This window comes from Bifidobacterium sp. ESL0682 (assembly GCF_029392815.1).
Lineage (GTDB): Bacteria > Actinomycetota > Actinomycetes > Actinomycetales > Bifidobacteriaceae > Bifidobacterium.
The window spans coordinates 1,048,229-1,072,666 of record NZ_CP113942.1 but is presented as its reverse complement, the minus strand read 5'-3'; the positions used below and the strand labels follow the sequence as shown (position 1 = coordinate 1,072,666).

The window sequence follows — 24,438 nt, the reverse complement described above, 5'->3', positions numbered from 1 at the left end:
TGGTGTGCGGACAGGATTTGTAGTCTAGGCTTATAACATTGTTTTGTAGACGATGAGGAGTGGTGTTATGTCATTGGCGGTGCGAGTGATTCCGTGTCTGGATGTGGATGACGGACGTGTGGTCAAAGGCGTGCATTTCGAGAATCTGCGTGATGCCGGCGATCCGGTCGAGCTCGCGGGGCGCTATTACGACGAAGGCGCCGACGAGCTGACATTCCTTGATGTGACCGCCTCCAGCAGTCATCGTCAGACGATGATGGATGTGGTCACCCGCACGGCAGGCCAGATTTTCATTCCGCTGACGGTCGGCGGGGAGTTCGAACAGTCAATGACGTTGACGCGTTGCTCCGTAGCGGTGCTGACAAGGTAAGCGTCAATACTGCCGCCATCAACAATCCAGAACTGATCAGCCAGGTCGCCCAGCGTTTCGGTAACCAGGTGCTGGTGCTTTCCGTGGATGCCCGACGTGAGCAAGGGGAGCAACACACCAAATCCGGATTCGAAGTCACCACAATGGGTGGCCGCCATTCCACCGGCATCGATGCCCTCTGGTGGGCTCAACGAGCGCAAGAGCTTGGTGTAGGCGAGATTCTGCTCAACTCCATGGACGCTGACGGGACTGAAAACGGCTTTGACATCGAGATGCTCAAAGCCGTGCGCAAGGTGGTCAACATCCCGTTGATTGCCAGCGGCGGTGCCGGCAAGCTTGAGGACTTTCCGCCTGCCGTCGAAGCCGGTGCGGATGCGGTGCTCGCAGCATCGGTCTTCCACTACGGCAAGATGACCATCGCTCAAGTCAAGCAGACCATGAAAGAACATGGCATCACGGTGCGGGAATCGTCACCAGCCAAATAGTCTAAGAAGACAATAACCTCAGGTTTCGCGACATCTCTCATGGCAACGATGTTATATGACAATATGAGTTGCAAGACAGACAACAACGGCTGTGACAGCGACGAAATCTGGGATACAAGAGTACTAAGGACCTCAATGATGAATGAAGACACGATTTACGACAACAGCACCACCTTGGACCCCCGTCTTGCAGCACGTCTGAAACACGACGACAAAGGACTTGTGACGGCGGTCATCCAGCAGTACGACTCCAAGCAGGTACTGATGGTGGGCTACATGAACGACGAGGCGTTGCGTCGCACGCTGACGACCGGTCGCGTCACCTTCTGGTCGCGTTCCCGCCAGGAATACTGGCGCAAGGGCGACACTTCCGGGCACGCGCAGTATGTCAAGAGTCTGTCGCTCGACTGTGACGGAGACGCGTTGCTTGTCGAAGTCGACCAGATTGGGGCGGCCTGCCATACCGGAGCGCGTTCCTGCTTCGACGAAGGCGGACATGTCCCGGTGGTGATTGGTGAGCGCAAGCCCGAAGACGCCGTATACGATGTGTGTCGCTGAAAAGACGGAACATCAGCAGTGGTGACAACGAGGTATGATAGCCGTCGGATACATAAATCGCCGAGATGTTGTTGAGGAACCATGACACCAGGATCTATTTTGAATGTGCAGCAAACACGGACGTTGGCCTACATTCCCTCTCCGAACATTTCGAAGATCGTCATTCCGCGTCTGTCCCTCGGCAACTGGAGTATCGGCCCCATCGATATACGTTTCTATGCCTTGTGCATCCTTCTGGGCATCGTTCTGGCCATGTGGATCACCAATCGTCGCTGGAAAAAATGGGGGCAATTTCGACCAGATTCTCGACATCACCCTTTGCGCTGTTCCTGCAGGCATCATCGGTGCGCGCCTCTACCATGTGGTGACCACGCCAGAACGTTTCTTCGGACCCAATGGGGACCCAATGGAGATATTGCGTATCTGGAACGGTGGCCTTGGCATTTGGGGCGGGGTGCTGTTCGGCGCATTGGCTGCATGGGCGTGGTGCCGTCACAAACACTATCCGACGGCCTTGCTTGCCGATGCTGTGGCGCCGGCTTTGCTGGTCGCCCAAGCGGTGGGCAGGCTTGGCAACTGGTTTAATCAGGAACTCTATGGAGCTCCGACAACGCTTCCTTGGGGACTCAAACTCAACATGACCGGTTCGGCCATCGGCCACGGCGAGCAGTGCTACGACGGCGAGACCTGCCCGACCGGTACATTGTTCCAACCCACTTTCCTTTACGAGATGATCTGGAACCTCATTGGCGCAGCCCTCATCATCTGGATAGGCCGCAAGGCCATGGACCGACTTAAGGCAGGAAGCCTTTTTGCCGCGTATGTGATGTGGTACACCGCGGGTCGCACATGGATCGAAGCGCTGCGCATCGATTTCGCGCATGAGATTCTTGGTGTACGCGTCAACGTATGGGTCTCGATAATCGTCTTCATTCTGGGCGTGGTGGCATTTGTGGTTATCCAGCGGGTGGGCAGCCCCGTGTTTGCTCTCTCCGAGCGATTGCGCACCTTGACGGAAGTTGAGGAACGTGCAGCTGCAGAAGATGAGAAAAGAGCCAAGGAAAAGAAGCAGTGAGCGCCCTTGCTGACGATTTATTTGATGGGCATTGAGACTCAATTCGACATCTGATTTAGATTTGTCTATGTCAGTTGAATCCGAAGCGTATTCGTTGCTATACATTGCTTTCAAGTCTTTCGCACCGCATAGGATAGAACACTATGAGCATTCAAATCGCACCAAGCATTCTTTCAGCGGATTTCTGCAATCTCGAACGTGACCTCAAGGCAATCGACCATGCGGATCTGGTTCACGTCGATGTGATGGACCATCATTTCGTCCCCAATCTGACCATCGGCGAGCCGGTAGTTGAGCGCATCTGCGAAGTGACGAACCTGCCTGTGGACGTGCATCTGATGATTGAGGATCCGGACCGTTGGGCTCCTGAATACGCTAAGCTCGGTGCGGCCTCTGTAAGTTTCCACATGGGAGCCGTGCATGCGCCGGTGCGTCTGGCGCGTCAGTTGCACGACATGGGTTGCAAGGCGTGCTTCGCAGTTCGTCCTGCCGAGCCTGTCGAACCGATTTTCGACATCCTTGACGAGTTCGACATGATTTTGATTATGACTGTGGAACCAGGATTTGGTGGCCAAAAATTCCTTGACAATCAGATGGCCAAGGTACGTCGTCTTCGTGATGAGATTACCCGCCGCGGGCTCAGTACACGTATTCAGGTCGATGGCGGCGTCAGCCCCAAGACCGCTCCTATCGTGGCGAAAGCCGGCGCGGACGTCCTTGTCGCAGGTTCGGCTGTTTATGGAGCCCAAGATCGCGCCAAGGCGATTGACGACATTCGCGCCCAGGCCGAGGCCGCATACCGGGCATAAACCCAACAGGCCGTGCATTGGTGTGCGGCAAAGCAATGGAGAACAACAATGAAGACATTCGAATCACTGTTCAAGGAATTGAGCGAAAAGGCCGAGACTCGTCCTGCGGGTTCAAAGACCGTCGACGAGCTGGACAAAGGTACCCATTTCATCGGCAAGAAGATCAACGAAGAGGCAGGGGAAACCTGGATTGCTGCGGAATATGAAGGTGCCGACCGCACAGCCGAAGAGATGAGTCAACTCATCTACCATATCCAGGTGATGATGATTAAGCATGGCATCAGTCTCGAAGATATTTACAAGAACTTATAAAGCCGTATAGCAAAAAGTCGTTTGTCATGGAGAAGGCGAACGCGGAAGTGGAGAGTCGAAGGAGGAAAGAGAATGCTACGAATTGCCGTGCCTAACAAGGGCATGCTTTCCGAGCCCGCATGGAGTCTGCTGGAGGAGGCAGGGTACCAGTTGCGTACCCAGTCACGCCAATTGGTGGTTGAGGATCACGACAACAATGTAGAGCTGTTCTATCTTCGTCCTCTTGATATCGCCATTTATGTTGGCCAGGGTGCCATTGATGTAGGTATCACCGGACGCGACATGCTGCTGAACACCGATACCGCTGCTACAGAAGATCTTCCTCTCGGCTTCGGTGCTTCGACGTTCCGTTTCGCCGCTCCCAACGATTCTCCAATTGCCAAAACTCGAAGATGTCGATGGCAAGCGCATTGCCAGCTCTTTCGACAAGCTGGTTCGTGATTATCTCACGTCCCATGGTTTGCACGCCGAAATCACCCATCTTGACGGTGCGGTCGAATCTTCGGTACAGCTTGGCGTAGCCGATCTCATCGCCGACGTGGTCTCCACTGGCACCACCTTGCGTAACGCTGGTCTGCGTACCTTCGGAGAGCCGATTCTGCACTCTGAGGCAATTCTTATTCGATCGCCTCATATTTCTCAAGACGATAAGCAGCTTGTCATCTTCAAGCGGCGTTTGGAAGGCGTACTCACGGCTCGGCGATACGTCATGATGGATTATGATGTGCCGATGAGTAAAGTAGGCGCCGCCGTGGCACTCACACCCGGCCTGGAAAGTCCCACAATCTCGCCTCTGCATGACCAGCAGTGGTGCGCGGTGCGCGCGATGGTGGAACGTGAGAAGGTGAATCAGACGATGGACAAGCTCTACGACGTCGGCGCACGAGCCATTATCGTCACCGCTTTGCAAGCTTCGAGAATCTGAACTCTGGCTATGAAATTACCATTGAATATCACTCGTTACAGTCCGGATGCACGGGATATCTATCTGACGGTCCCGAACCTTATCAGCCTGTTGCGCATCGTCTCCATCCCCTTAATTTCGTGGTTGACGGCCCAACACAAGATGGTCGCTGCGCTTATCGTACTGGCCATTTCCGCGGCAAGTGACGGCTTGGACGGCATCATCGCCCGAAAATGGAACCAAGTCAGCAAAATCGGACAGATCTTGGACCCGATTGCCGATCGTCTGCTGATTTTCTGCAGTATCCTCGCTCTCGGATTGGCGGGAATCATTCCTTGGTGGATGTTGTTCATCGTCGGATTGCGAGACCTCATCCTGCTCATCCTGATTTTCATTCTGGCACAGCATGATTATGGTCCCTTGCCGGTCCACTTCGTCGGGAAGGCCGGGACGGCGCTGTTGATGATCTCGATTGCGGCACTCATCTTCGCCGATTTGTGGAGCAACACGTTCACCCAGATCATTCATCTGGCTGCATTGGCCGCAGGTATCTGGGGTCTTGTTCTCTACTGGCTTGCCGGTTATATCTACATTCGTCAGGGCATAACGTTGTTGCGCCATGACTCAGGCAAGTAATGACTGGCTTCGAGCGGGAGCCGCTGTCTTTTGCCGTGGGAGTCGATGAACTGCCCAGCAAACGTCGCGCTGTCTTTTCGAAGGCCGTGGTTGGTCTCGGACCTTGGCATGCGGACACAGAAGACGAGCAGGTTCTCACTCGCAAGCATCGCCGTAAGGTCGACGATGACAGTTTGCGTCTTATCGATGATCTGACCAATCGTCCGCTTGATCCGCTGTTCTCGGACGCCCTGCTCACCCAGCAAAAACCGCATTCTGCGTTCTCGGTTTGGTTTACCCGCGTCATCGTCTTTATCATTTGCGTGGCTGTAGGGTGCGTAGGCAGCGTCTTCGTTCGTCAGCTCAATACCGATCCGCGCAAGCAAGTGCGCGCGAGCCTAATCTCGGAATTGCAACAGCAAAATACAGCCTTGAACAAACTTACCTCTGAAGTCACCGACCTGCACAGCCAGGTGGTGAAAAAGTCCGATTCCATGCCCAGCACCTCCGAGGACCCGGTATTGCAGAAGGACGAGATGGCCAATGGTGCCTTGAAGGTCAAGGGGCCGGGCATCGTCATGACTGTGGCCGATCCCATCGCTTCAGCCGGCAAAACAGGCGGTGTAAGTCCTCGGGACGGCAACGCCAATCATATCCGGGTGGTCACCGACGCCGACTTGCAGGATATTGTGTTGCAGCTTTGGAAAGCCGGAGCTGAAGCGATTTCCATCAACGGATACCGCATCGGCGTGTCGACGTCGGTACGCACTGCCGGCCAAACAATTCTCATAGGCGTGAATCAGGTGGCAAGTCCCTATAAGATAGAAGCGATAGGCAATCCCAAAGACTTGGCCGATCAGATGAGCAGCCAGTCCCAGCCAGGGCTTTACCGAACGCTTAACGCCGCAGGTATCAACCCTCAGGTGTCGAAATCCTATTCGTTGAAATTGAACGCTGCAGAGGCCACAAACGTGACCGAAGCGAAAAGGAGCAAATGATGGCGGCAGTGCTTGGTTTGATCGTCGGGGTCATCATCGGCATCTTTGTGAAGCCGGACATCCCCATCGTCCTGCAACCGTATTTGCCCATCATGGTGGTGGCTGCACTCGACGCGCTGCTCGGTGCGGCAAGAGCCTATTTTGAACGCTCGTTCTCCGACAAGGTCTTTGTCATCTCCTTCATCTCCAATGTGCTGACGGCGACGTTGCTGGTGCTGCTCGGTAATCAGCTTGGTGTGGGATCCCAGCTGCAGACGGCCGTCATCGTTGTGCTCGGCATACGAATTTTCTCCAATGTCTCCGCCATTCGCCGATTCATCTTCAAAGGCTGATGAACCATGGAGCATAACAAAACTCACGACATCCTCAACCGTATGCATATCCAGCATGCGCACGACAAGGAGAACGACCGAACCGACACCGGTTCCTTCCCTGTGGTCAGGAAGAAGCCGCCACGGCGGATCGGGGGCGGTATTGCTTCCAGACTGATGACCAGTCTGCTCATCGTATTGCTTTGTGCCTTGCTCGGCTTCAGCTATGCCATCCAGCTCAACAACAAGACCTCGAGTTATGAGACGATGAGTGAGGAGGAACTGACCAGACTCATCAGCGAGACCAGTACACAGGTCCAGAACCTCCAGCAACGTAAAACCGAGCTCACTGGCCAGCTCAACTCGCTCAAAGCTGCTGCAGACAAGCAGCAGGAAGCCCAGCGTATCGCCAAGGAGAACGAGGATACCAGCGGTATCCTGTCCGGCAGGTTGCCGGCACAGGGCAAAGGCGTTGTCATCACCATCACGCAGGGCTCCAAGGAAAACATCGATGCTGCGACCATGTTCCAGCTTCTGGAGGAGCTACGCAACGCAGCGTCGAGGTCATGGAGTTGGACAACGTTCGTGTGGTCACCTCGACCTATGTGACGGACACGAAAAAGGGTCTTGAATGTGACGGACAGAATCTCAAGGCGCCGTATGTAGTCAAAGCCATCGGCGACCCGCAGAATCTGCAGAACGCCGTCAATATCGCTGGCGGTGTCGGCTCACGGTTCAAGGTGAAATTCGGTGCCGATGTCACTGTGACACCCTCAGATAGTGTAGATATCAGCGAGACTCGCAATGTTGGTCAATATCAGTACGCAAAAACGGTAGAATAGAACCATGACTAATCCGATTCCAAGCGCGGGTGAAACGACCATCATCGGCCTGCCTGCTGTCAATATTCCTGTTACCTCCGCCGGAGACCGTCCACTGACCGAAGAGGATCTCGACACCATCACCAAGCTTTCGCCTGGTTCAGCTTTGTTGATTTCGACCAGGGGAGCGGTATCCGGTTCGCGTTACCTGCTTGACGAAGATGAGGTCAGTGTCGGTCGTGACCCGCATGCGGATATTTTGCTCGACGATTCTACGGTTTCACGTGTGCACGCGATGTTCCGTCGCGTCGGCAATACTTTCGAAGTGGTTGATTCCGGTAGCCTCAATGGCACCTATGTGAATCGCCAGCGTGTCGACCATACGGCGCTGAAGAACGGCGATGAAATCATGATAGGGAAGTTCCGTCTGGTGTTCTTTGCTCCGCAAACCGAGTCGGCGAAATAACACGTTTTAGGATTCGATATATCGTAAACCGAAGCTGAAGAACGGAAAGGACATGGCTATGAACGTGAATGACGACACGTTGTCTGCAGCCGGTTCTCCTTCCCGTTCTTTTTCTATCTCTGCTCGCGTATCGACTGCGGCATCAGAGAAATCGGCATCAGCTGAACCGGTACAGGGGGAGTTGTTTTCTTCGTCCGATGAGGACGATGCCACACGTGGTTATCGAGGAACAGTTGCATCGAAGGTTGCCGGAATCACCTACCGTCAACTCGACTATTGGGCTCGCAAACAGATTGTTGTTCCCTCCATCACGCCATCGCATGGCTCTGGTTCCCGCAGACTGTATTCCTTCAAGGATGTCCTTATCCTGGCGGTTTCAAGAAACTGCTCGACACAGGTGTCAACCTGCAGAATGTCACCGCTGCTATCGGCTTTCTGAGCCGACGGCGCACCGCCGACCTTGAGCATATGACCATCATCTGCGATGGTCAGGATGTCAAGGAATGCCAGGACGGCGACCAGGTACTCGCATTGATTGACCAGGGGACTGCGGTGTTCGCCGTTTCAGTGGGGAAGTTGTGGCATCAAGTCGAGCACGATCTGGAAAACGAGAAACACGTCGATGTCACCCCTGCAGATTCATCCATCTCATCATTGCACACCTCACCCATTGATGAAATCGCGGCTGAACGTATGCGTGAAAAGCTGGAGACTCAGCGTCGTGAACGTTCGTTATAGGATACGTAACCAGTTCTAGGACATTCGTGATTTACTTGCGATAATCCATTGATTGCTATACTGAGACAGACCAGCTTCCAAGTTAAAGGAATAATATGATAAGTGCGGTATTGCCAGGATTTTTATGGATTTTTTCCTTGCTTTGGGCTCTTGGAATCTGTGCAATCTGCATCGTCAACGGAGCGCTGCGCAAAAAGGCGATTCCCGCAAGGTCGAGACTGTGCAATGGTCAGTCGTAATCATGCAGATCGTCTCGATGTTCCTCTGCTGTGCGCCTTACGGTGTCTACAAGTTGATGCATGACCAAATCAGCGGTGAGATACGGCATTGGTATTCCGTGTTGGGTATTCCTTCAGCAATCATTCTGGGCATCTTTTTTGTAGCCGAGCTGGTCCTGATGTATCTGCAGGCCAAACAAGCTCAAAGAAGCATCATCAACGAAGTTCTTTCCAGGCGTCATCACACAACGGTCAACTAAACATCTAAGCATAGAGGCATCGATAGTTCATTATTAGGCAGTCGGCACAGTAAATAATTTCGAACCTGCATATTAGGACGTCGCTCAGCTCAGGCAAATATTAGCAGATAATAAATGATAAACAGCAAGACAAATATAATTGCTGTTCTTTTTGCGTTGCACTGCTGTATATGTATCTTCGTACTGAAACAATAGGGGGCGTGCGTCATGTTATGTAAGCAAGCTTGCTTGCCACATAACATGACGACGTTATGTCGAGATTTCTTCGAAATCTGACATAACGTACATTATCGGATATTTGTGTAAGTATATATGATTCTCGTTTATTTCGGTGATATATGGAACTAATATATAACAAGCTATTTGCTCAGCCAAATACATGTTCGTGTAACGATTTAGCTATAGCTAATAGTAATTCAGTTATCCAGCCAAGTTTTCTGAGCGCGATTCTAAGAGATACGACTACACAAGTAACAATAAAACGGCGATGACTGGTAAGTATTCAATCAATCAGTCATCGCCATAATAAAAATAATTTATCGGAGTGCCTCAGGACTCACTCGTAATCCGGGAACCAACCTTCACGATGCATCTTCAAACGCTTGTCCAGCAGTTCTTTGAGCTCGTCTTCGGTACGACGCTCCATGAGCATGTCCCAATGGGTTCGTGTCGGCTTTTTGATCTCGTCGATCTCGTCTGGGTCAGCATCGTCGCGCTTGGCGACTTCACCGCAACGGCATTCCCATTCGACAGGCACTTCGGCGCCTTCTGCGAACGGAAGGATCGTACGATGACCTTTCGGGCATACATACGTCACATCGGTTCTTGCCGCAAAATCAACATTTTCATCGGATTCGAGTGATTTGGCTCCGATACTCATACCGCGCAGGCTGCGTTCCGCCATACATTCTCCTTGTTAATTATCTATTTCTAAAGTACAGAACAGTTCGGACGATTGGATTATTCCCGTAGTCAGATCTTTGGTGGATCGTCAGTCCACGCCTGAATACGCCACAATGCCACGGTTGACGAGCTGGTTTGCTTTCTTTGCGGCCTCGGCCAGATGCGGGTCATCGTGTTCGTAGTATGGAGCGGCCGTTGAGATTTGCTGAAGGATGTCCGAAAGACGTTTGGCGTTGCGTACGAAATCGCCTCCAGTCAGCTCGGTACCATGCAGAATCTGCGCTAGATCCTCTCCCCTGGCCCAGTCATACATCACATCGACCAGTCCGAAATCAAGCGGTTCCAACTCGTCCAGGTCGGCATCTTCGCGCATCATTTCGACATCGGCGAACACTTCTCTCAGACTCCGGCAAGCCCGTGCTACGGAGCCATCCGGACCGCCAGGGTAGCGACGAGGTTCGCTGTCTCCTCCCCTGCGCGCGTGATATACCAAAGAGGACAACGTTGCGGCAAGTTCCTCTGGTTCCAAGCCGTCGAAGAAGCCGTCGCTGATTGCCTCGGCAAGTACCAAATCGTATTCGCTGTACAGATGCCTCAACAATTGGCCGCGCATGGTAAGGCGATAATCACGGTCATGCTTTTGCTCGTCAACCTGTTGAATGTCGGCAGATCTTGTGGACATACTCATTCCGGCCGATATACTCTCTCGCCTGGTGTCGTTTCGGCCGGCTTCCAGCTCATTGGTGTAGTCCTCCGTCGTCTCCTTGAGATAACCCAAAGAGCAGAGCACCTTACAGATCTGGTCGAATTGACGTGCCATAGAGCCTGTACGGGACTCGTAACGGCCCTTGATACGACGCAGCTCCTTGGACTCGCGTAGCCAACGATGGCCCCATTTGAGATGATTCTGGAAGTCTGGGCAGGATTTGCAGGGATGTTCGCTTTCCTGCTGCTTCAGCTGGTCAATCTGGCGGTCCAGAGTGAGGAATGCCTGTGTGCGTTCCTTGTCGCTATTGAAATTGCGACGCTTGAGGTGCCGTCGTTCGTCTTTCTGCAGATACGAAAGGCGTTGACGCAGGGTCATGAATTCCTTGAAATCACCGTGGGAGCACTTGAACGCCTGTTCATATCCATCAACCGCATGCTGCAAGGTATGAATACGAGATTCAAGATCCTCGGCGGATTCGTTCGCTTCCCATTGTGCGAACGAATGGTCGAGCGTGTCACGAGCGGTGGTATAGCTGCTGGAATTGAGCAGGTTGACGGCCATGTTGAACGTCGGTTTGAAACTTGAATGCAGCGGATAGACACGTTTGCTGGAAAGCGAAGCGGCAGTGGCTGGTACGAAATCTCGATGATCGACAATGACTGCGTGGCCAATGGTGTCGATGCCGCGTCTGCCGGCGCGTCCGGTAAGCTGTGTGTATTCGCCTGGTGTCAGTGTGACATGGTCGACGCCGTTGAATTTTTCGAGCTTCTCGATGACCACGCAGCGGGCCGGCATGTTGATGCCCAAAGCCAGAGTCTCGGTGGCGAAGACCATCTTGACCAGGCCTTCTTCGAACAAGCGTTCGACGATCTGTCGGAACAGCGCCACCATGCCCGCATGATGAGGAGCAAATCCCTCTTCAAGTGCGTAACGGAAACGTGCGAACCCCAATGCCTTAAGATCGGCATGATCGAGTTCCCCTTCAACCATCTCATCGACGATGGCTCGGATACGTTTCACCTCATCTTTGGTCGTCAGTTCCAGTCCGGCACGCAGGCATTGCTCCACGGCTTCGTCGCAGCCGTTACGGGAAAAGATGAAATAGATGCCGGGCAGAAGTCCCATGAAGTTCAGTTCATCGACAACAGCCCACCGACGCGGTGTATAGCGCCGCATCTGACCGGTTCTGTGTCGGTTCTCCGCTCCCCTGCGATGACGGTTTCTGCCTCCCCTGCGCTCTTCATGAGCGCGTGAAGCGGCTCTTCGATCGAGTTGGTCGATACGGTCAACGAGTTTGGCATTCAGTTTGTCGGTTTGCACGCCGGATTTGTCGTGCCGATAGAGGTCCAAAAGCTCGGGCTCGTGCTGGTCATCGGTCTGAACCATCACATGCTGTTCCAATGGCACAGGACGTTTTTCGGAGACGACCAGTTTGGGTGGCACCTCGGACAGACTCGATCCAGGCGCAGAAATCCTCCACATTGGAAACAGTCGCCGAAAGCCCGACGATTTTGACCGTCTTCGGCAGATGGATGATGACTTCTTCCCATACCGGACCGCGGAATTTATCGGCCAAATAGTGCACTTCATCGAGGATTACATACCGTAGGGCTCGCAGCGTTTCGAATTCTCGTAGAGCATGTTGCGCAGTACTTCAGTGGTCATCACCACAAGGTTCGCTTCCGAATTGATGGAAGTATCTCCAGTGAGCAGACCTACGTTTTCGGAGCCATACAGGTCGACCAGATCATGGTATTTCTGGTTGCTCAACGCTTTGATTGGTGTGGTGTAGAACGCCTTGACATTGTTGCGCTGGGCCAGATGCATCGCAAAATCCGCGACGATGGTCTTGCCTGCTCCGGTAGGGGCCGCTACCAGGACGTTCTTGCCTGCCTCGAGTGCTTCGTTGGCTTCGATTTGGAAGGGGTCGAGTTCAAATGGCAAGGTCTTGGCGAATCGTGCTGCTTCGGATCGTTCGTAGGAGCTTCTTTTTTGAAGGCGGCATAGCGTTGCGAAGGTGAAAGTGTGGGTTCGTCCCGCGACTGCTCTCGTGGTGTCTTCTCGGAATCGGCGAAATTGTCTGCACGATGATTGTTATGACGATAATGATGTGAATGACTCATAAATATGAAACTGTCGATTCATGAAAATGGCCGGAACCAATTGGATGGATTCAGCTCGTATGTTCGTTGCTGTTCTGTTTGTCGGCCGCAGGCTCAGTAAAAGGAACGCGATGATTCTTCCAGACACCCCAATGTTCCGCATGACGGTTGTGTTTGGTGATTCTTCTCTGCTCGACTGCTGTTTGGGCGAGACTATAGCGGTGAGCGGCAGTGGAAAGCGGCTGCGTGAAAAGCGGCGGTTCGGCAGTTTCCTCATCCGTATCGGAGGATTGCTGCATGACGGAAAGATAGCCTTGGACGTTGCTGCCGGTATCGGCTATGCTATGAGCCGCGCGTATGGCGTGAATTCCTGCATATATCAGGCCGATGATGAACACAGCAAGCATAATGACAGCCAGTATGATCCAACCCCACCAAGGCATGTGAACCACCTCACGCTTTCGAACTCGTTTGTTCAGTTTCCAATGATTTTCAGGTTGTGGCTGCTGTCCACTCAGTCTTGCTTGTTGTCGCCCTCTTCAAGACTGAGCTCACGATGCGCACGCGCCTGAATCATCGTCAGCAGCGGTTCCGGAGCAACGGCCGTGATATGCCTGGCATGAGCAATGGCGAAGGCCACAAACCATGAATCCGAAGAAACGGTCAGGTGCACTTTCTCTCCGTCGCCGCAAGGTTCGACCGTGGCGCCTGGCAAGGTCTTGATGAATGGAAGATCGGGCTGATCGGTGACGAAGACCGTCGGCGTTCCATTGTCGAAACTCCACTTGCGCAATTCCGCAACGGGAACATCGGGAATGTCGACTTGTGCGATTGGCTTGACGAGTTCAGCCTTTTCGATGCGGGAAAGGCGCAGTACCTGCCAGATGCGAGGCAAACCGTTAGCCTTGTTGATGGTCGTATCTTTGGAGACGAATTTCTTTTCGTCCTTCGGAGCGGCCTTGGCCACATCCGTCCAGACGGCTACATAATAGACGCCCTCATCCACGAAGATCTTGGAGGGTGCGACCAGCTTACGGCGCGTACGGCCGGTGCCATCGGTATATTCCATATCCAGTAGAGAGTCAGTGGAAATGGCGCGCTTGACAACGCTGAAACTACGTGGCTCGACTTCGTAACCGGTAAGGCTCAGCCATGGGGTCTCCCCTGGCTTGACATGCTGGCGCAGACGAACATACAGCGATTCGGCCTGTTCACGCTGCTCGGTAGGCAGCAATGAAGAATGGGCCAGATAGCTCACCGAAGCAGTCAACATGCTCAAGTACTGCTGCGAGATGCCTGCCAGACGCTCGAGGCCCAGAGAATTGGTAGCTGAGACGATGCCGTCGGCATCCAAAAGCGACCAATCGATGTCGAAGAACTGGCTACCAGCCATCTCACCGTCGTCGGAAACCGTGGTCAGGGTGTTGATGTCCTTGCGGATGACCGCTACGCCCTTTTTCTTTTCGTCTTCGGTTTTAGGTTCGCCGATGAAACGCTCGGCAAGCTCTTCAAGGGAATACTCTTCGCCGAGATGGGCGGAGAGGAAGAGCATAAGCCTCAGCCGGCGGTCGACTTCACTACCTGTCTGGAATGAGGAATTGCGTTTGGAATGGGACTTGGAACCATCCGAATCGACTTCGTCATTCACCGTCGTCTTGTTGATCGAAGGCGTGACGATGCTCTCTCTGACATCGCCCTGACTGGTGTCAGCAAGTTTGAAATTTTCAGCCGCATGGAGTCTACGGTTCCAGGCGTCCGCCGCTTCCTGCGGCGAAACCACGGAGGAACCAGGGTGCTCAAGCATGAACATCGCGAGATCGTCAGAATCCGTGTAGGCGACATTCATATGCCCGCCGTCCACATCGATGGTAGCGGCGAAACGACGCTGATCGACGATCTTCATCAGGTTGTCGGGAATAGGCTGGGTGCCAAGCCCTGGCGCAATCGAATCGAGGCCAAGACCTGGTGTCGGTGTCTGCGGCACACGAGGTGCCGTACGAGAAGTATGTTGTTCCTCATGCTTGGATGAGGAAGAGGAAATGGACATGGAACGTGCCAAATAGTTTGCTGCCGCAAGGACCGGCAGATCTTCCTGCTTGAAGCGCAGACGAACCCTTGGCTCGTCCCCCAGCTGCAGACGGTATGACGCGAAGTCCTGGCCTTCCGACTTGGAGGAATATTCAGGCTGACGCGATTCGATGGCGATACCCATGGCCGCCAACTTCGCACGATCGCGTTGGAATTGCTTGGCGAATGCCGCCTTTGCCGCCTGATCTGCAAGTTCACCGTATGAATCGGCATAAGCCTTGACGCGCTGCGCAATTTGCCGTGAAGTCAACCATTGTGGGAACGCAGATGATAGGACAGCCAGCACGTCCAATTCGTGCTTGCCCCACTTGTCGGAAAAACGTCGCCTTCCGTTGCTTCCTTCTGCCATTAGTCCTCACGTATCGTTAATGTTCAGGTAAAAGTGCGTGCCTTGTGACTCACACCCTTATCTATATTAGATGCTTTTTCCGGTAAATTGCGGAATTTCGCAAATTTAATGTTTTTTCTCACGTTTTGCCGCGTGTTCTACGCTTTCTGAGGATTCCGAACCGAATCATCAAAGTAAGATTGTTCGGTTCTTGTCATGCTCATCAACGGGAATGCGAACAAAGCGCTGCGAACGAGCTGGAACCTGTCCTTTATTTTCGTTACGGTTCCAACTCGTTCGTATTTACCAAAGCCATTCGTCAGGTTCTATTCCCTGTGGCCCGACAAACTCCCCATTCGGCACATAACTCGGCTTGCCTTGGTCTTCGAGGACTGCGTCGCCGTAAAACACAACGTCATGCCCGAATGTCCAGTCGCCGTTGATGGTCACCGAATTGGCGGCTGCAAGGGATGGTATCGCATAGGGGAAACGCTTGTTGAAATCCTCGATATTGCGGTAATAACGAGGGTCGAGCTTGACGTCCGGGAAAAGATAATTGCCGTCTTCCATTTCGTAGGAATCGGTCAGATGGAATCTGTCGGAACGCATGATGAAGAGGTCATCGGTGGTTTTAACCGGAAGGAAACGCATGCGATCGACCTGCACGCAGATCGCGCCGTCGAAAAGCCCGATTGCCGCACCCATCGCGGTTTCCAGCTGCACCACCTTCGTCGTATCGGGGTTGGTCGGGTCGACGGTCTTGTAATTGCGGATGATCGGCAGGGGCAGAACGCCGTTGTGTTGTGCAAGTTTGGCCTTGAGGTCATCGATACGCACCCAGATGCTGTTGGTGTTGAAGTAAGGATGACGCTCGATATCTTCGGCAGCTGCCTTATCTTCGGGGTTGACCTGCGTCATCTCACGCAGCACGAGACGACCGGTCTTCTTGTCGCGCACGAAATGGCCGCCCTTGCGGTCGGCGTAGGTGCGGTTGGCGACCTCAACCATGAACGGTGCTCCAGTGTTTTCGAAATACTGGGCCAGTGTACGAGAGGGGCGGGCACCAAGGTTGTCGGAATTCGAAATGAACAGATACTTGAATCCCTTGTCCTCGAGAATATCCAAAAGTCCGGATTCCCAAATTGTGGAGAAGAGATCGCCGTGGCCAGGTGGGCACCATTCCAGTTCCGGATTTTCCGGGAACTGGACAGGCTTGCCCGTTTCCATGTCAATCTTGGGCTCCTGATGCTGCACGATTTCCATGGGAATATCGTCCTGCTGGAAATTCTTGGTCTCCGTGAGGGCCTCGATGGTGTCTTTGGAGGTACGGAACGAGTTCATCATGGTCAGCGGCAGCGGGACGTTGAGCCTCTGGCGGGCGGTGGTCACCTGGCCAAGAATGATGTCGATGAAGCGCATAGGCCTGGCCTTGTGGCGACGAACCGGGAGCAATGACTTCGCCCTGTCGAGGCCCATCGAGGTGCCAAGCCCGCCGTTGAGCTTGAGGAACGCGGTCTTCGCAAAGGCGTGTACGGCCTGGTCGTGGTCGATGGTCTTGTACACATCGTGGAAGCTAGGCACATTCTGCAGCGGCTCGATGTCATCCTCGCGGATCCAGCTGCTGTCGTTGTTATTCTGCCATTCCTCATACAGTCGTTTGAATTGGGCAATGGCGACATCACTCATGTGCGCTTCGTGCATCTTTTGCGCTGAAGCTTCGAAGGCGTCTTCCAAGCCGCACCTCTTTCGTGGTCGATTTTCAATGTCTTCATCGGCGGCGTCCAACGAAGGACGACCGATAAACATAGTCTTCAACTGTACTATCTTTTCTGAAAGCTTGCTGGGCGGAAAGCCGATGAAACGTAAATGAACAGTAAAAATGTTCGTTTTATTGAGCTGAAACCTGTTTTGCTACGGTTTTCAGGAACTTGGTTGCGTCGATGATGTCTTGAACATCAAGATCGAGTTCATTGATGATTCCTTGCCTTATTTGGGATGATTGCATTGCTAGACGTTCGCCTTGATCGGTGAGGCTGATGAGCATGGCACGGCCGTCGGCTGCGGACGGCTTTACGTCGACCAAGCCGTTTTTCTTCATACGCGAGATGAGCCGGCTGGGGTGTCCGGATTCGGCGATCAGATGAGCCGACAAGGTTTTCAGCGTGCAGGGTTGCAATTCATGCAGGGCCATCAGCGCATCGGCCTGTACGCAGGAAATGCCCAGCGGGCGCAACCCCTCGTTGAGTCTCGCGTCAAGTACGTGGTTCAACGAGCGCAGTTCTCGAACGAATTCCAGGCATTTTGCTGCGTCCATTGTCTGTTCCTTTCGTGCAGTATCTACAACACGCCGATTATACATGACATGTCACCTGAATGATATTCTTCATAAACATGACATGTCATCTAAATTAACGGTTGTGCCGAAAGCAACTTTTCTTGGATTTTCGAATGATTGATCTCGAAACCAAAACGTTTCTTGGCCTGCCGTTTCCGTTCAACGCAAAGGAAAAACATGAACATTCTCGTCATTCAAGGGTCTCCGGATCCACAGAGCATGAGTGCTGGACTCGCCCATGCATACATGTCAAAAGCCAAGGAACTCGGCCATCATGTCGAGATTATCGACCTGAGCCAAGAACCGGACTTTGACCCGGTGCTGCGCTATGGCTACCGCCGGCACATGGCCGACGAAACATTGCCCAACCGCTGGCAGCAACAGGTGAAATGGGCCAATCATCTTGCGTTCTTCTTCCCGGTATGGTGGACCGCCGAACCCTCCATTCTCAAGGGTTGGATTGAACGCGTCTTTACTCCACGCGTTGCTTACCGACACGTTGACGGCAAGCTTCTCGAAGAAGGACTGCTCAAAGGCCGAACCGCATCGATCACCACCAGCTGCCAAGGGCCGGCTGTTTACATTCGTATGCCTGGCACGCTCGTTACTCGCTGGAAGCACTTCATCCTTCGCAACTGCGGAATCAAGCTCGTCCATGTCGACGTATTGGGCAACATGGACTCCCACAAAGACACGCCTGAACGCCGCAAGGCTTACGAACAGAAGGTGCTGGCGGCAATTCCGCGATAAATACGGCAGCTTGCCAGTTCACGCGAAATGCCGTATTTATCGCGCATCCACTTGTTACAGAACTGATACCGGTATGACTTGAGCAAAAGGTTGCGCCCTGTGCCTCAACAATGGATGCGGCTGGCACCACGCAAACGTTCCATATAAGCTCTTGCCCATTCAACGTCGTCATTATTCGGTTCCACCGACATGGCTGAAGCGTTGGCTTGAGCGATTGCAATGGACGTTTGCAATGCCTCCTGCACTGATTGCAAGGTGTCGCGATTGTGTCCGCATAGGTATAGTTCGGCACCTGCATCGAGCCAGCGCAACAGCTCGGCGCCCATTTCAGGCAAAGCATCCTGAATATGGTGCTTTGCGCCGTATCGCGACCACACCGTATCCAATCTTGTCAGGTTGCCGCCACTCTCCCACTGCTCCAGCTCGTCACGATACAGAAAATCCTCATCGGGCGAACGGTCGCCGAAGATCAGCCATGTCGGCCTACTACTTCTTTCTTCAGCAGTGTTGCTCTTAAGAAATGCTCTGAACGGAGCTATGGCACTGCCAAACGCCACCATAATCATCGGGGTTCGGCTATCAGAAGGCATGTGGAAATGAGGGTCGGGCACAATCGAGATTCTAATCTTCGAACCAATCGGCGCTTGCGCCAGATATCCTGAGCAAGCGCCTTGACGAATTTTGTCGCAAACCGAATAGCGCACTTCACTCACGGTCAGCTCTACGATATTGTCAGAAGACGGACATGGGTTGGAAATCGAATATAACCTTGAATTTTTGCCAGTGAAAATATCCATCAGATCATTGAGCGCAAGATCTGATGGAAACTCGTCAAATAAGGACGTGACAGGGTGATTCTTCGCCCAACACACAGCTGCGCGTTCATCAGCCACGAGCTTCAACAACTGCTGGTTTCCACCTACTTGAGCATATCTTTTCATCAGCGCCAAGCCGTTTTTCGTGATGTCTCGGGTCAGCAATGACTCGGCGATATTTGCTTTCAAATCAGTTGAACCGCTATGAGTGACCCGTGAAAGAATATCATCAACTGTGGCTTCATTATTGAGGTAAGTCACGCTGACCATATCTCCTGGCTCCCAGGAAGCGGCGGAATTAAGCTGCAACTTGATGTTGAAAACTCGTTTGCTGGAAGCTGAAGCAGTCAGCAAAGTGCGGCCGATCAACGTTGCTTCGAATGTGCCATCGTTTTTGTTCCGCTTGGCATTGGACGCGGTGTCGTTGAGCTTTGACGTGGTATTGCCTTGAGTATCGGCGCCAGCGTGGATTTCCTTTTTAATTAGGGGAATCAGTCTCTCGATCCACTTGGGTGCCCCGTCTGTTCGTAGTCGTAATCGCATTCGCCGTGCTCGGTCAGTCGTCTAGCACCCAGCAGCTCATATTGACGGTCAAATTCACGGGCCATGCGATTGAAATCATCCATATAAGCGCTGTCACCCAACCCCAACACCGCAAACGAGACGTGTTGCATCGGCTTTGATGACATACCCATCACCGAGTCATAGAAACTTTGCGCTCGCGTCGGCGGTTCGCCCATGCCTTGAGTGGAAGTGACCATCAACAGGATATCTTCAGCAGCGAGCCACAACGGGTCGTAATCCCCCGCTTCGATAAGTTGCACACTGCTGCACACCTTTTCTGCCGCAGTCGTCAGCCAGCCGGCCACATCCAGAGCATTGCCTGTTTCCGAAGCCGCCAGCACTGTGATACGTCGTTTCGTCTTGTTCATCATCCGCCCTTCTCATGTCGGATTTCTCATCCTAGGAAGTGCAAATACGAAACTCAATACCCTGATACGAAAAAATAAAAAAGCTATGACTGTGCAAACGTTCAGTCCCGCGTAGGTCTGCGCCAATTGGAGAGATGATGCAGACCTACGAAATTTAAAAGGCTTCACCCTTCAAACCAATGGATGTGGCCATATCGCGTAGCCTTCACTGTTGATTTATCAAACGGTGAAGATGTAAATTCAGGAACATGCAATTTGTATTTTGCTTGAAAGTTCCATTCCGACATCTATTTGAAACGTATTTCAGAAACCTTGTCAAGATACTTGAGGCGACGTTCAAGAGAAGAGCCCGTGATACCGCCAAAATTAATCCATTTGCGTCGCTTCATGCCGAGCTGCTTGAGAGTGCAGTTCATGAATAGATGTTCAATGCCATTACCCGCCATAAGTCGAAGATAAATAGTGGGAGAAGTAGAGGTCGTGAAAACATAAGTATGCCGAATATTACTCAGCTCACCGTGGATACCAGTAGGAGTGACTGTGTGACTCAATCCTTCACCTTCTTTCATAATCTTGTCAATAAAGCCTTTGAGCATTCCGGGAACAGAGTTCCACCAAACAGGCGTGACGAATATGATGGCGTCAGCCGCACGAATCATACCGAGATATTTTTTGACCATTGGGTCATGGGTTCCACCGGTATGGAAAAGTCTTAGTTCTTCTTTGTCGTAAACGGGGTTGAAACCATCGGCATAGAGATCGATAAGCTGCGGAGTATGCCCTTGACTCCTCAAGGAGTCAAGAATCCGTTTAAGGATGGCATGGTTGAAGCTCTTTTCATATGGATGACAATATACAACGACGTAGTTGCTCATATCCTGTGTCCTTTCCTGTGCGTTGTTACTAGTAACAATTTCCATTCAGCAACGATTTAATTCATCAAAATATTGAGTCAGAACCAACTCAACGATGCGGTACACCTAAAAGCTTCTTCAGCGTCACGCTGAGCAGTTGTTCGTCGTATGCAACAACTCCATGGCAGATAAGCGAGCTATAGCCTTGAATGAACGCCCAAACCTGTGTGAGTAGGAGGTTCGGATCTTCACTGTCGGGATACTGTTGACAGGCTTGTGCGACGATTGTACTCAACTTCGATAGGAATGCCGGCGGCTTGCCATTGTATTCTGCTTTCGCAGCTTTGCCGTACAAAGGCCCGTAGAAGAAGAAATCGATCAAATTCGGGTTTGTCTGCGTGAGTGAAAGGAGCTCGGCGCCGATGTGCAGAAGCATGTCGAATGCGTTGGTATGCTCTTCATCGCTTGAAAGAATGCTTTTAGCTAGATTGTCTGACACCACGTAGCCCGCCTGAACCAATAAATCTTCCTTGGTGGAGAAATGGCGGTAGAGCGAGCCCGTGGTTAACCCTGCGGCAGAAGCGATACTGCGCAGGGAAATATTCTGGTACCCGTGTTGTTCGATTGCTTTGACCGTTTCCGTCAATAGCCGTTGTTCTGAATCGCTCATCAACTGTCCTATATCATTTCTTTCACAAAAGATAACAGCGTTATCATAACGCTCCGGATAACAGTGTTACCAATCGTGGCGTGTCGGCACATCCCCTTTTCTTTGTTCTTTGAAGGCATGGTAGATTTATCGTGCAAATCAAAGGCTTGTTAAGCTTTCGAGATTTTTGGCTTAACGGTTCTTTTACTTGAGATATTTGGTTCGTTTGGCAGCTTGGTGCATGAGCTCCGTGGCGAGTCTTCCGGAGTCGACGAACGGCTGACTGTCGAGATTGTCGATGAGTACGTTCCATAGACCGCCAATCATGAACAAGTCGACAAGCTGCTCGTCGCCCAAGTCTGGATCATGCCACGGCAAATGCAGCCGCGGAAATCTCTCGGAAAACACCTGATTCTGGATAGGTGCGGCTAGTGCAAGCAGATTGTTCCTTTTCAGAAGTCGTAGACGTGATGCATTGGCCATGAAATATTCGAAATAATGGACAATGAATCGGGTGAACGGCACCGCAACCATGAGCTCGTCCTCATCAACCAGACCAGACATAAGTTTCTCAAGATAGAAACGGATTACATCGTTCTTGCCGGTGAAATGCCTGTAAAACGTCTTGCGTGACACATTCGCTTCGGCAGCAATCTCCGTGACCGTCAGAGAATCGAAGCTTTCTGTCTCCAGCTTGGAGAACAACGCATCGACAATCATACGTTCCGAATTCGGTATCCCGTCTTCCATCGTTATCCTCTCCTATTGTCAGGGTCTAGCCGCAAGGGTGACAATCACTATAGATGTGTGTCATCGACTCGACACCGCCAATGTCCAGAACCTATTTTCAATAAGGTAACAGATGTCACCATACAGAAAGAATAATCATGTCGATGTTTCTGAGCTTCTGGGTACTGCCCATCGCATTCATCCTGCACGACTTTGAAGAGATGATTCTCGCTCCAGATTGGAAACGTCGAGACGTTGCAACGGCAGGACGTGTCAAACATCTGTTCTTCGGTGAAGTAACTCATGGGCCGGCACTATGTGCCGGCATTGCAGAGGAAATGTTTTTGCTCACTGCCGTATCAGTCATCTGCGGCATCACCTACAACACCACTTTGTATCTGGCATGCTGTGTGGCCTATACCTTCCACCTTTTGCCTCATCTTGCCGTCTGCCCACTTACACACAGCTATGTGCCCGGAGCTTTGACCGCCCTCATCGAATTACCGTTCATGGTCTGGCACATTAGTGTGTATTGACGGGTCGGAACTTCGCCGCTTACCATCTACCTGTTCTGGCAAGTCGTCGCTCTTGTTGCCGTTTACGCCAACCTTGCTCTTATCCATTGGGCAATGCCCAGAATCCAAGATTTGTTGCTCAATTACGCACAAGGCAAATGACTCCGAACATGAGCCTTACCAGAACGAAGCAGTATTTTCTCAGCCAAAAACTGAACCCCATCGCGCTGCCATCGACGTAGGCTGACGATAAACGCGTGTATTCAACGGTTGGGGATGAAGTCGGTCTTGCGGCGGGACGCCAGCCATGCCACGAGCGCACAGACCATCACGGTAGCGGCGTTCATCGCCACGATCTGCGGGCTGATGGAAGCGTCAAGCGGCTGCAATGAATAGGAATCACATCGGATTGTTCCTGAACAAACGGCTTCCCGTCGTATAGGACTTTTGCGAATGCCTTGTCCGGCTTTGTCGCAAACCGGAACGTCATCCCCGGTCGCAGCAAACCCGGAAGGCCCGGACACACTCGCCATCACAGGATGTACCGGCTTGGTGTTGTGGGTGACATGGGCTTTCAACATGACAGGTTAATATGATTTGAGGAAATGGACGGTGGTTCCATGCCAGGCATGATCTGGAAGGCATGCTCTTCGAGATGGTTCCTTATTATGAAGATATGAAAATGAACAAATGGGCCCGAACTGCGGACCTGCTTACCATAGACCATCCAGACCGCATGTATGAGCGCGGAAAGGAAACCAAGGAGCCGCGCAGGCTCAATGTGCTGTTGCGCGGGCTGGTGTTTCTGGGCGTGTTCATGGCGGTGCTTGTCCTGGCTTCGATGCTGCTGAGGTTGGTGTGCATCGCCAGATACGGAAGCATGGCGAAGGCCGGCGTGGGCGATATGCACTCACCGGTCATGTTCTTCGAGATGCTTGCCGAGGTCGTGGCGGCAGTCGCCGGATATGTCGTTGTCGTGCATTTCATGGAACGCCGGCACCGGCCCGTGGAATTGCGCGCGTCACGCTGGACCGGCCTGCTGGCCGGCGCAGCCATAGGATTCGCGGCGGTCGGAGTGTGCGTCGGCGTGCTCGCCATCGCCGGCGATTACCGTGTCACGGGATTCGACACCGGTTACAATCCGTGGATCGACCTGTTCGCCAGCGGCATATGCGCCGGTATTGCGGAGGAGATCATCATGCGCGGCATGCTGTTGCGGCTGGTCGAGGAATGGCTCGGCTCATGGGGAGCGGTGGCCGTCTCCGCGCTGGCGTTCGGGCTGATGCATCTGGGCAATCAGGACGGCTCGCTATGGGGCGGGCTTGCCATAGCCATCGAGGACGGCATCCTGGCCGCCGCATTGTATTTCGTCACCCGCTCCCTGTGGGTCTGTATCGGGGAGCACGCCATGTGGAACATCGCCGAAGGCCCGATCTTCGGCTCCGTGATCTCCGGCAACGGCAGGCAGGGATCGTGGCTGATCCCCCGATGGTCCGGACCCGATCTCATGACCGGCGGCCAATTCGGCCTCGAAGCCAGCATTATTCCAGTCGTCATCATGGGAGCCGTCGGAATCGCACTGCTCGTCTACGCACAGCGGAAAGGCCTGCTGGTCAAACCATCCTGGACGCGCAGACGCCTCCTATCAGACAAGAGCTTATAAAAAGAGCATAAACCTTCAAACGATTTCCCTATACGCCCCACGCGACCTGGTTCGGCTTCGGCGTTGAGTATCTCCTCGACATTCTTCGACACCATCCGGTCAAGTTCGGTCTCGAACTTGGACTCG

General features: G+C 52.7%; 22 protein-coding genes and 7 pseudogenes. 16 read left to right on the top strand and 13 right to left on the bottom strand.

Going from position 1 to position 24,438, the window contains the following annotated elements; genetic code table 11:
* The first annotated feature begins 52 nt into the window (after positions 1-52).
* The 13 genes and pseudogenes from OZX57_RS04610 (at position 53) to OZX57_RS04550 (ending at position 8,940) form a co-directional block, all read left to right on the top strand.
* Positions 53-855 (top strand): annotated as a pseudogene (locus OZX57_RS04610) (HisA/HisF-related TIM barrel protein).
* Between the two features lie 138 nt (positions 856-993).
* Positions 994-1,413: a phosphoribosyl-AMP cyclohydrolase gene (gene hisI, locus OZX57_RS04605; protein WP_277162939.1), complete on the top strand. Its 420-nt coding sequence runs from the start codon at positions 994-996 to the stop codon at positions 1,411-1,413.
* A gap of 81 nt (positions 1,414-1,494) precedes the next feature.
* Positions 1,495-2,488 (top strand): annotated as a pseudogene (gene lgt, locus OZX57_RS04600) (prolipoprotein diacylglyceryl transferase).
* A 143-nt stretch (positions 2,489-2,631) separates the two neighbouring features.
* Entirely contained in the window at positions 2,632-3,297 is a 666-nt protein-coding gene (rpe, locus tag OZX57_RS04595) for a ribulose-phosphate 3-epimerase (protein WP_277161533.1), read from the top strand.
* A 48-nt stretch (positions 3,298-3,345) separates the two neighbouring features.
* A complete protein-coding gene (locus OZX57_RS04590) occupies positions 3,346-3,609 on the top strand; it encodes a phosphoribosyl-ATP diphosphatase (RefSeq protein ID WP_277150926.1) in 264 nt (87 codons plus the stop codon).
* 72 nt (positions 3,610-3,681) lie between these two features.
* Positions 3,682-4,534 (top strand): annotated as a pseudogene (hisG, locus tag OZX57_RS04585) (ATP phosphoribosyltransferase).
* Between the two features lie 21 nt (positions 4,535-4,555).
* Positions 4,556-5,149, top strand: coding sequence for a CDP-alcohol phosphatidyltransferase family protein (locus tag OZX57_RS04580; RefSeq protein WP_277161532.1), 594 nt, complete (start codon positions 4,556-4,558; stop codon positions 5,147-5,149).
* Positions 5,149-6,126, top strand: a complete 978-nt coding sequence (locus tag OZX57_RS04575; protein WP_277161530.1) for a DUF881 domain-containing protein — start codon at positions 5,149-5,151, stop codon at positions 6,124-6,126. The genes OZX57_RS04580 and OZX57_RS04575 overlap by 1 nt, the downstream gene beginning before the upstream one ends.
* Positions 6,126-6,458, top strand: coding sequence for a small basic family protein (locus OZX57_RS04570; RefSeq protein WP_277159368.1), 333 nt, complete (start codon positions 6,126-6,128; stop codon positions 6,456-6,458). Before OZX57_RS04575 ends, OZX57_RS04570 begins: the two co-directional genes overlap by 1 nt.
* Positions 6,459-6,464: 6 nt before the next feature.
* Positions 6,465-7,279, top strand: a pseudogene (locus OZX57_RS04565) (DUF881 domain-containing protein).
* A gap of 4 nt (positions 7,280-7,283) precedes the next feature.
* Complete coding sequence (locus OZX57_RS04560) at positions 7,284-7,724, top strand: FHA domain-containing protein (protein WP_277161529.1); 441 nt, start codon at positions 7,284-7,286, stop codon at positions 7,722-7,724.
* Positions 7,725-7,839: 115 nt separating this feature from the next.
* Positions 7,840-8,462: pseudogene (locus OZX57_RS04555) on the top strand (MerR family transcriptional regulator).
* A 124-nt stretch (positions 8,463-8,586) separates the two neighbouring features.
* Positions 8,587-8,940 carry a hypothetical protein gene (locus OZX57_RS04550; protein ID WP_277161528.1) on the top strand — a complete coding sequence of 118 codons (354 nt, stop codon included), beginning with the start codon at positions 8,587-8,589 and terminating at the stop codon, positions 8,938-8,940.
* 556 nt (positions 8,941-9,496) lie between these two features.
* On the opposite strand, the gene OZX57_RS04545 is transcribed toward OZX57_RS04550, so the two are convergent.
* The 7 genes and pseudogenes from OZX57_RS04545 to OZX57_RS04515 form a co-directional block, all read right to left on the bottom strand.
* Positions 9,497-9,844: an RNA polymerase-binding protein RbpA gene (locus tag OZX57_RS04545; RefSeq protein ID WP_277161527.1), complete on the bottom strand. Its 348-nt coding sequence runs from the start codon at positions 9,842-9,844 to the stop codon at positions 9,497-9,499.
* Positions 9,845-9,931: 87 nt separating this feature from the next.
* Positions 9,932-10,456 (bottom strand): annotated as a pseudogene (locus OZX57_RS04540) (DEAD/DEAH box helicase); the annotation flags it as partial.
* Positions 10,457-10,594: 138 nt separating this feature from the next.
* A pseudogene (locus OZX57_RS04535) lies at positions 10,595-12,579 on the bottom strand (DEAD/DEAH box helicase); the annotation flags it as partial.
* A 146-nt stretch (positions 12,580-12,725) separates the two neighbouring features.
* Positions 12,726-13,097, bottom strand: a complete 372-nt coding sequence (locus OZX57_RS04530; protein ID WP_277161525.1) for a hypothetical protein — start codon at positions 13,095-13,097, stop codon at positions 12,726-12,728.
* 71 nt (positions 13,098-13,168) lie between these two features.
* The gene (locus tag OZX57_RS04525; protein ID WP_277161523.1) at positions 13,169-15,091 is read right to left on the bottom strand and encodes a WYL domain-containing protein; all 1,923 of its coding nucleotides are present in this window, start codon (positions 15,089-15,091) and stop codon (positions 13,169-13,171) included.
* 282 nt (positions 15,092-15,373) lie between these two features.
* A complete protein-coding gene (locus OZX57_RS04520; protein WP_277162937.1) occupies positions 15,374-16,771 on the bottom strand; it encodes a UTP--glucose-1-phosphate uridylyltransferase in 1,398 nt (465 codons plus the stop codon).
* A gap of 187 nt (positions 16,772-16,958) precedes the next feature.
* On the bottom strand, positions 16,959-17,384 hold the full coding sequence (locus OZX57_RS04515) for a winged helix DNA-binding protein (RefSeq protein WP_277161522.1): 426 nt from the start codon (positions 17,382-17,384) through the stop codon (positions 16,959-16,961).
* A gap of 198 nt (positions 17,385-17,582) precedes the next feature.
* Here OZX57_RS04515 and OZX57_RS04510 point away from each other — a divergent pair, with 198 nt between their 5' ends.
* On the top strand, positions 17,583-18,155 hold the full coding sequence (locus OZX57_RS04510) for an NAD(P)H-dependent oxidoreductase (RefSeq protein ID WP_277161521.1): 573 nt from the start codon (positions 17,583-17,585) through the stop codon (positions 18,153-18,155).
* A 104-nt stretch (positions 18,156-18,259) separates the two neighbouring features.
* Here OZX57_RS04510 and OZX57_RS04505 read toward each other — a convergent pair whose 3' ends face one another.
* The 5 genes from OZX57_RS04505 to OZX57_RS04485 form a co-directional block, all read right to left on the bottom strand.
* The gene (locus OZX57_RS04505) at positions 18,260-19,513 is read right to left on the bottom strand and encodes a hypothetical protein (RefSeq protein WP_277161520.1); all 1,254 of its coding nucleotides are present in this window, start codon (positions 19,511-19,513) and stop codon (positions 18,260-18,262) included.
* Positions 19,462-19,905 carry a flavodoxin domain-containing protein gene (locus tag OZX57_RS04500; RefSeq protein ID WP_277161519.1) on the bottom strand — a complete coding sequence of 148 codons (444 nt, stop codon included), beginning with the start codon at positions 19,903-19,905 and terminating at the stop codon, positions 19,462-19,464. Before OZX57_RS04500 ends, OZX57_RS04505 begins: the two co-directional genes overlap by 52 nt.
* A 284-nt stretch (positions 19,906-20,189) precedes the next feature.
* Positions 20,190-20,777 (bottom strand): NAD(P)H-dependent oxidoreductase, encoded by a 588-nt coding sequence (locus tag OZX57_RS04495; protein WP_277161518.1) that lies wholly within the window; start codon positions 20,775-20,777, stop codon positions 20,190-20,192.
* A gap of 88 nt (positions 20,778-20,865) precedes the next feature.
* Positions 20,866-21,426 carry a TetR/AcrR family transcriptional regulator gene (locus OZX57_RS04490; protein ID WP_277161517.1) on the bottom strand — a complete coding sequence of 187 codons (561 nt, stop codon included), beginning with the start codon at positions 21,424-21,426 and terminating at the stop codon, positions 20,866-20,868.
* A gap of 183 nt (positions 21,427-21,609) precedes the next feature.
* Entirely contained in the window at positions 21,610-22,155 is a 546-nt protein-coding gene (locus OZX57_RS04485; protein ID WP_277161516.1) for a TetR/AcrR family transcriptional regulator, read from the bottom strand.
* Between the two features lie 137 nt (positions 22,156-22,292).
* On the opposite strand from OZX57_RS04485, the gene OZX57_RS04480 reads away from it, so the two are divergent.
* Positions 22,293-22,670 carry an HXXEE domain-containing protein gene (locus tag OZX57_RS04480; RefSeq protein WP_277161515.1) on the top strand — a complete coding sequence of 126 codons (378 nt, stop codon included), beginning with the start codon at positions 22,293-22,295 and terminating at the stop codon, positions 22,668-22,670.
* Positions 22,671-22,912: 242 nt separating this feature from the next.
* Here the strand turns inward: OZX57_RS04480 and OZX57_RS04475 are convergent, their stop codons facing one another.
* Complete coding sequence (locus OZX57_RS04475; RefSeq protein WP_277161513.1) at positions 22,913-23,230, bottom strand: hypothetical protein; 318 nt, start codon at positions 23,228-23,230, stop codon at positions 22,913-22,915.
* A 62-nt stretch (positions 23,231-23,292) separates the two neighbouring features.
* Here OZX57_RS04475 and OZX57_RS04470 point away from each other — a divergent pair, with 62 nt between their 5' ends.
* Positions 23,293-24,312, top strand: coding sequence for a CPBP family intramembrane glutamic endopeptidase (locus OZX57_RS04470; RefSeq protein ID WP_277161512.1), 1,020 nt, complete (start codon positions 23,293-23,295; stop codon positions 24,310-24,312).
* The last annotated feature ends 126 nt before the right edge of the window (positions 24,313-24,438 follow it).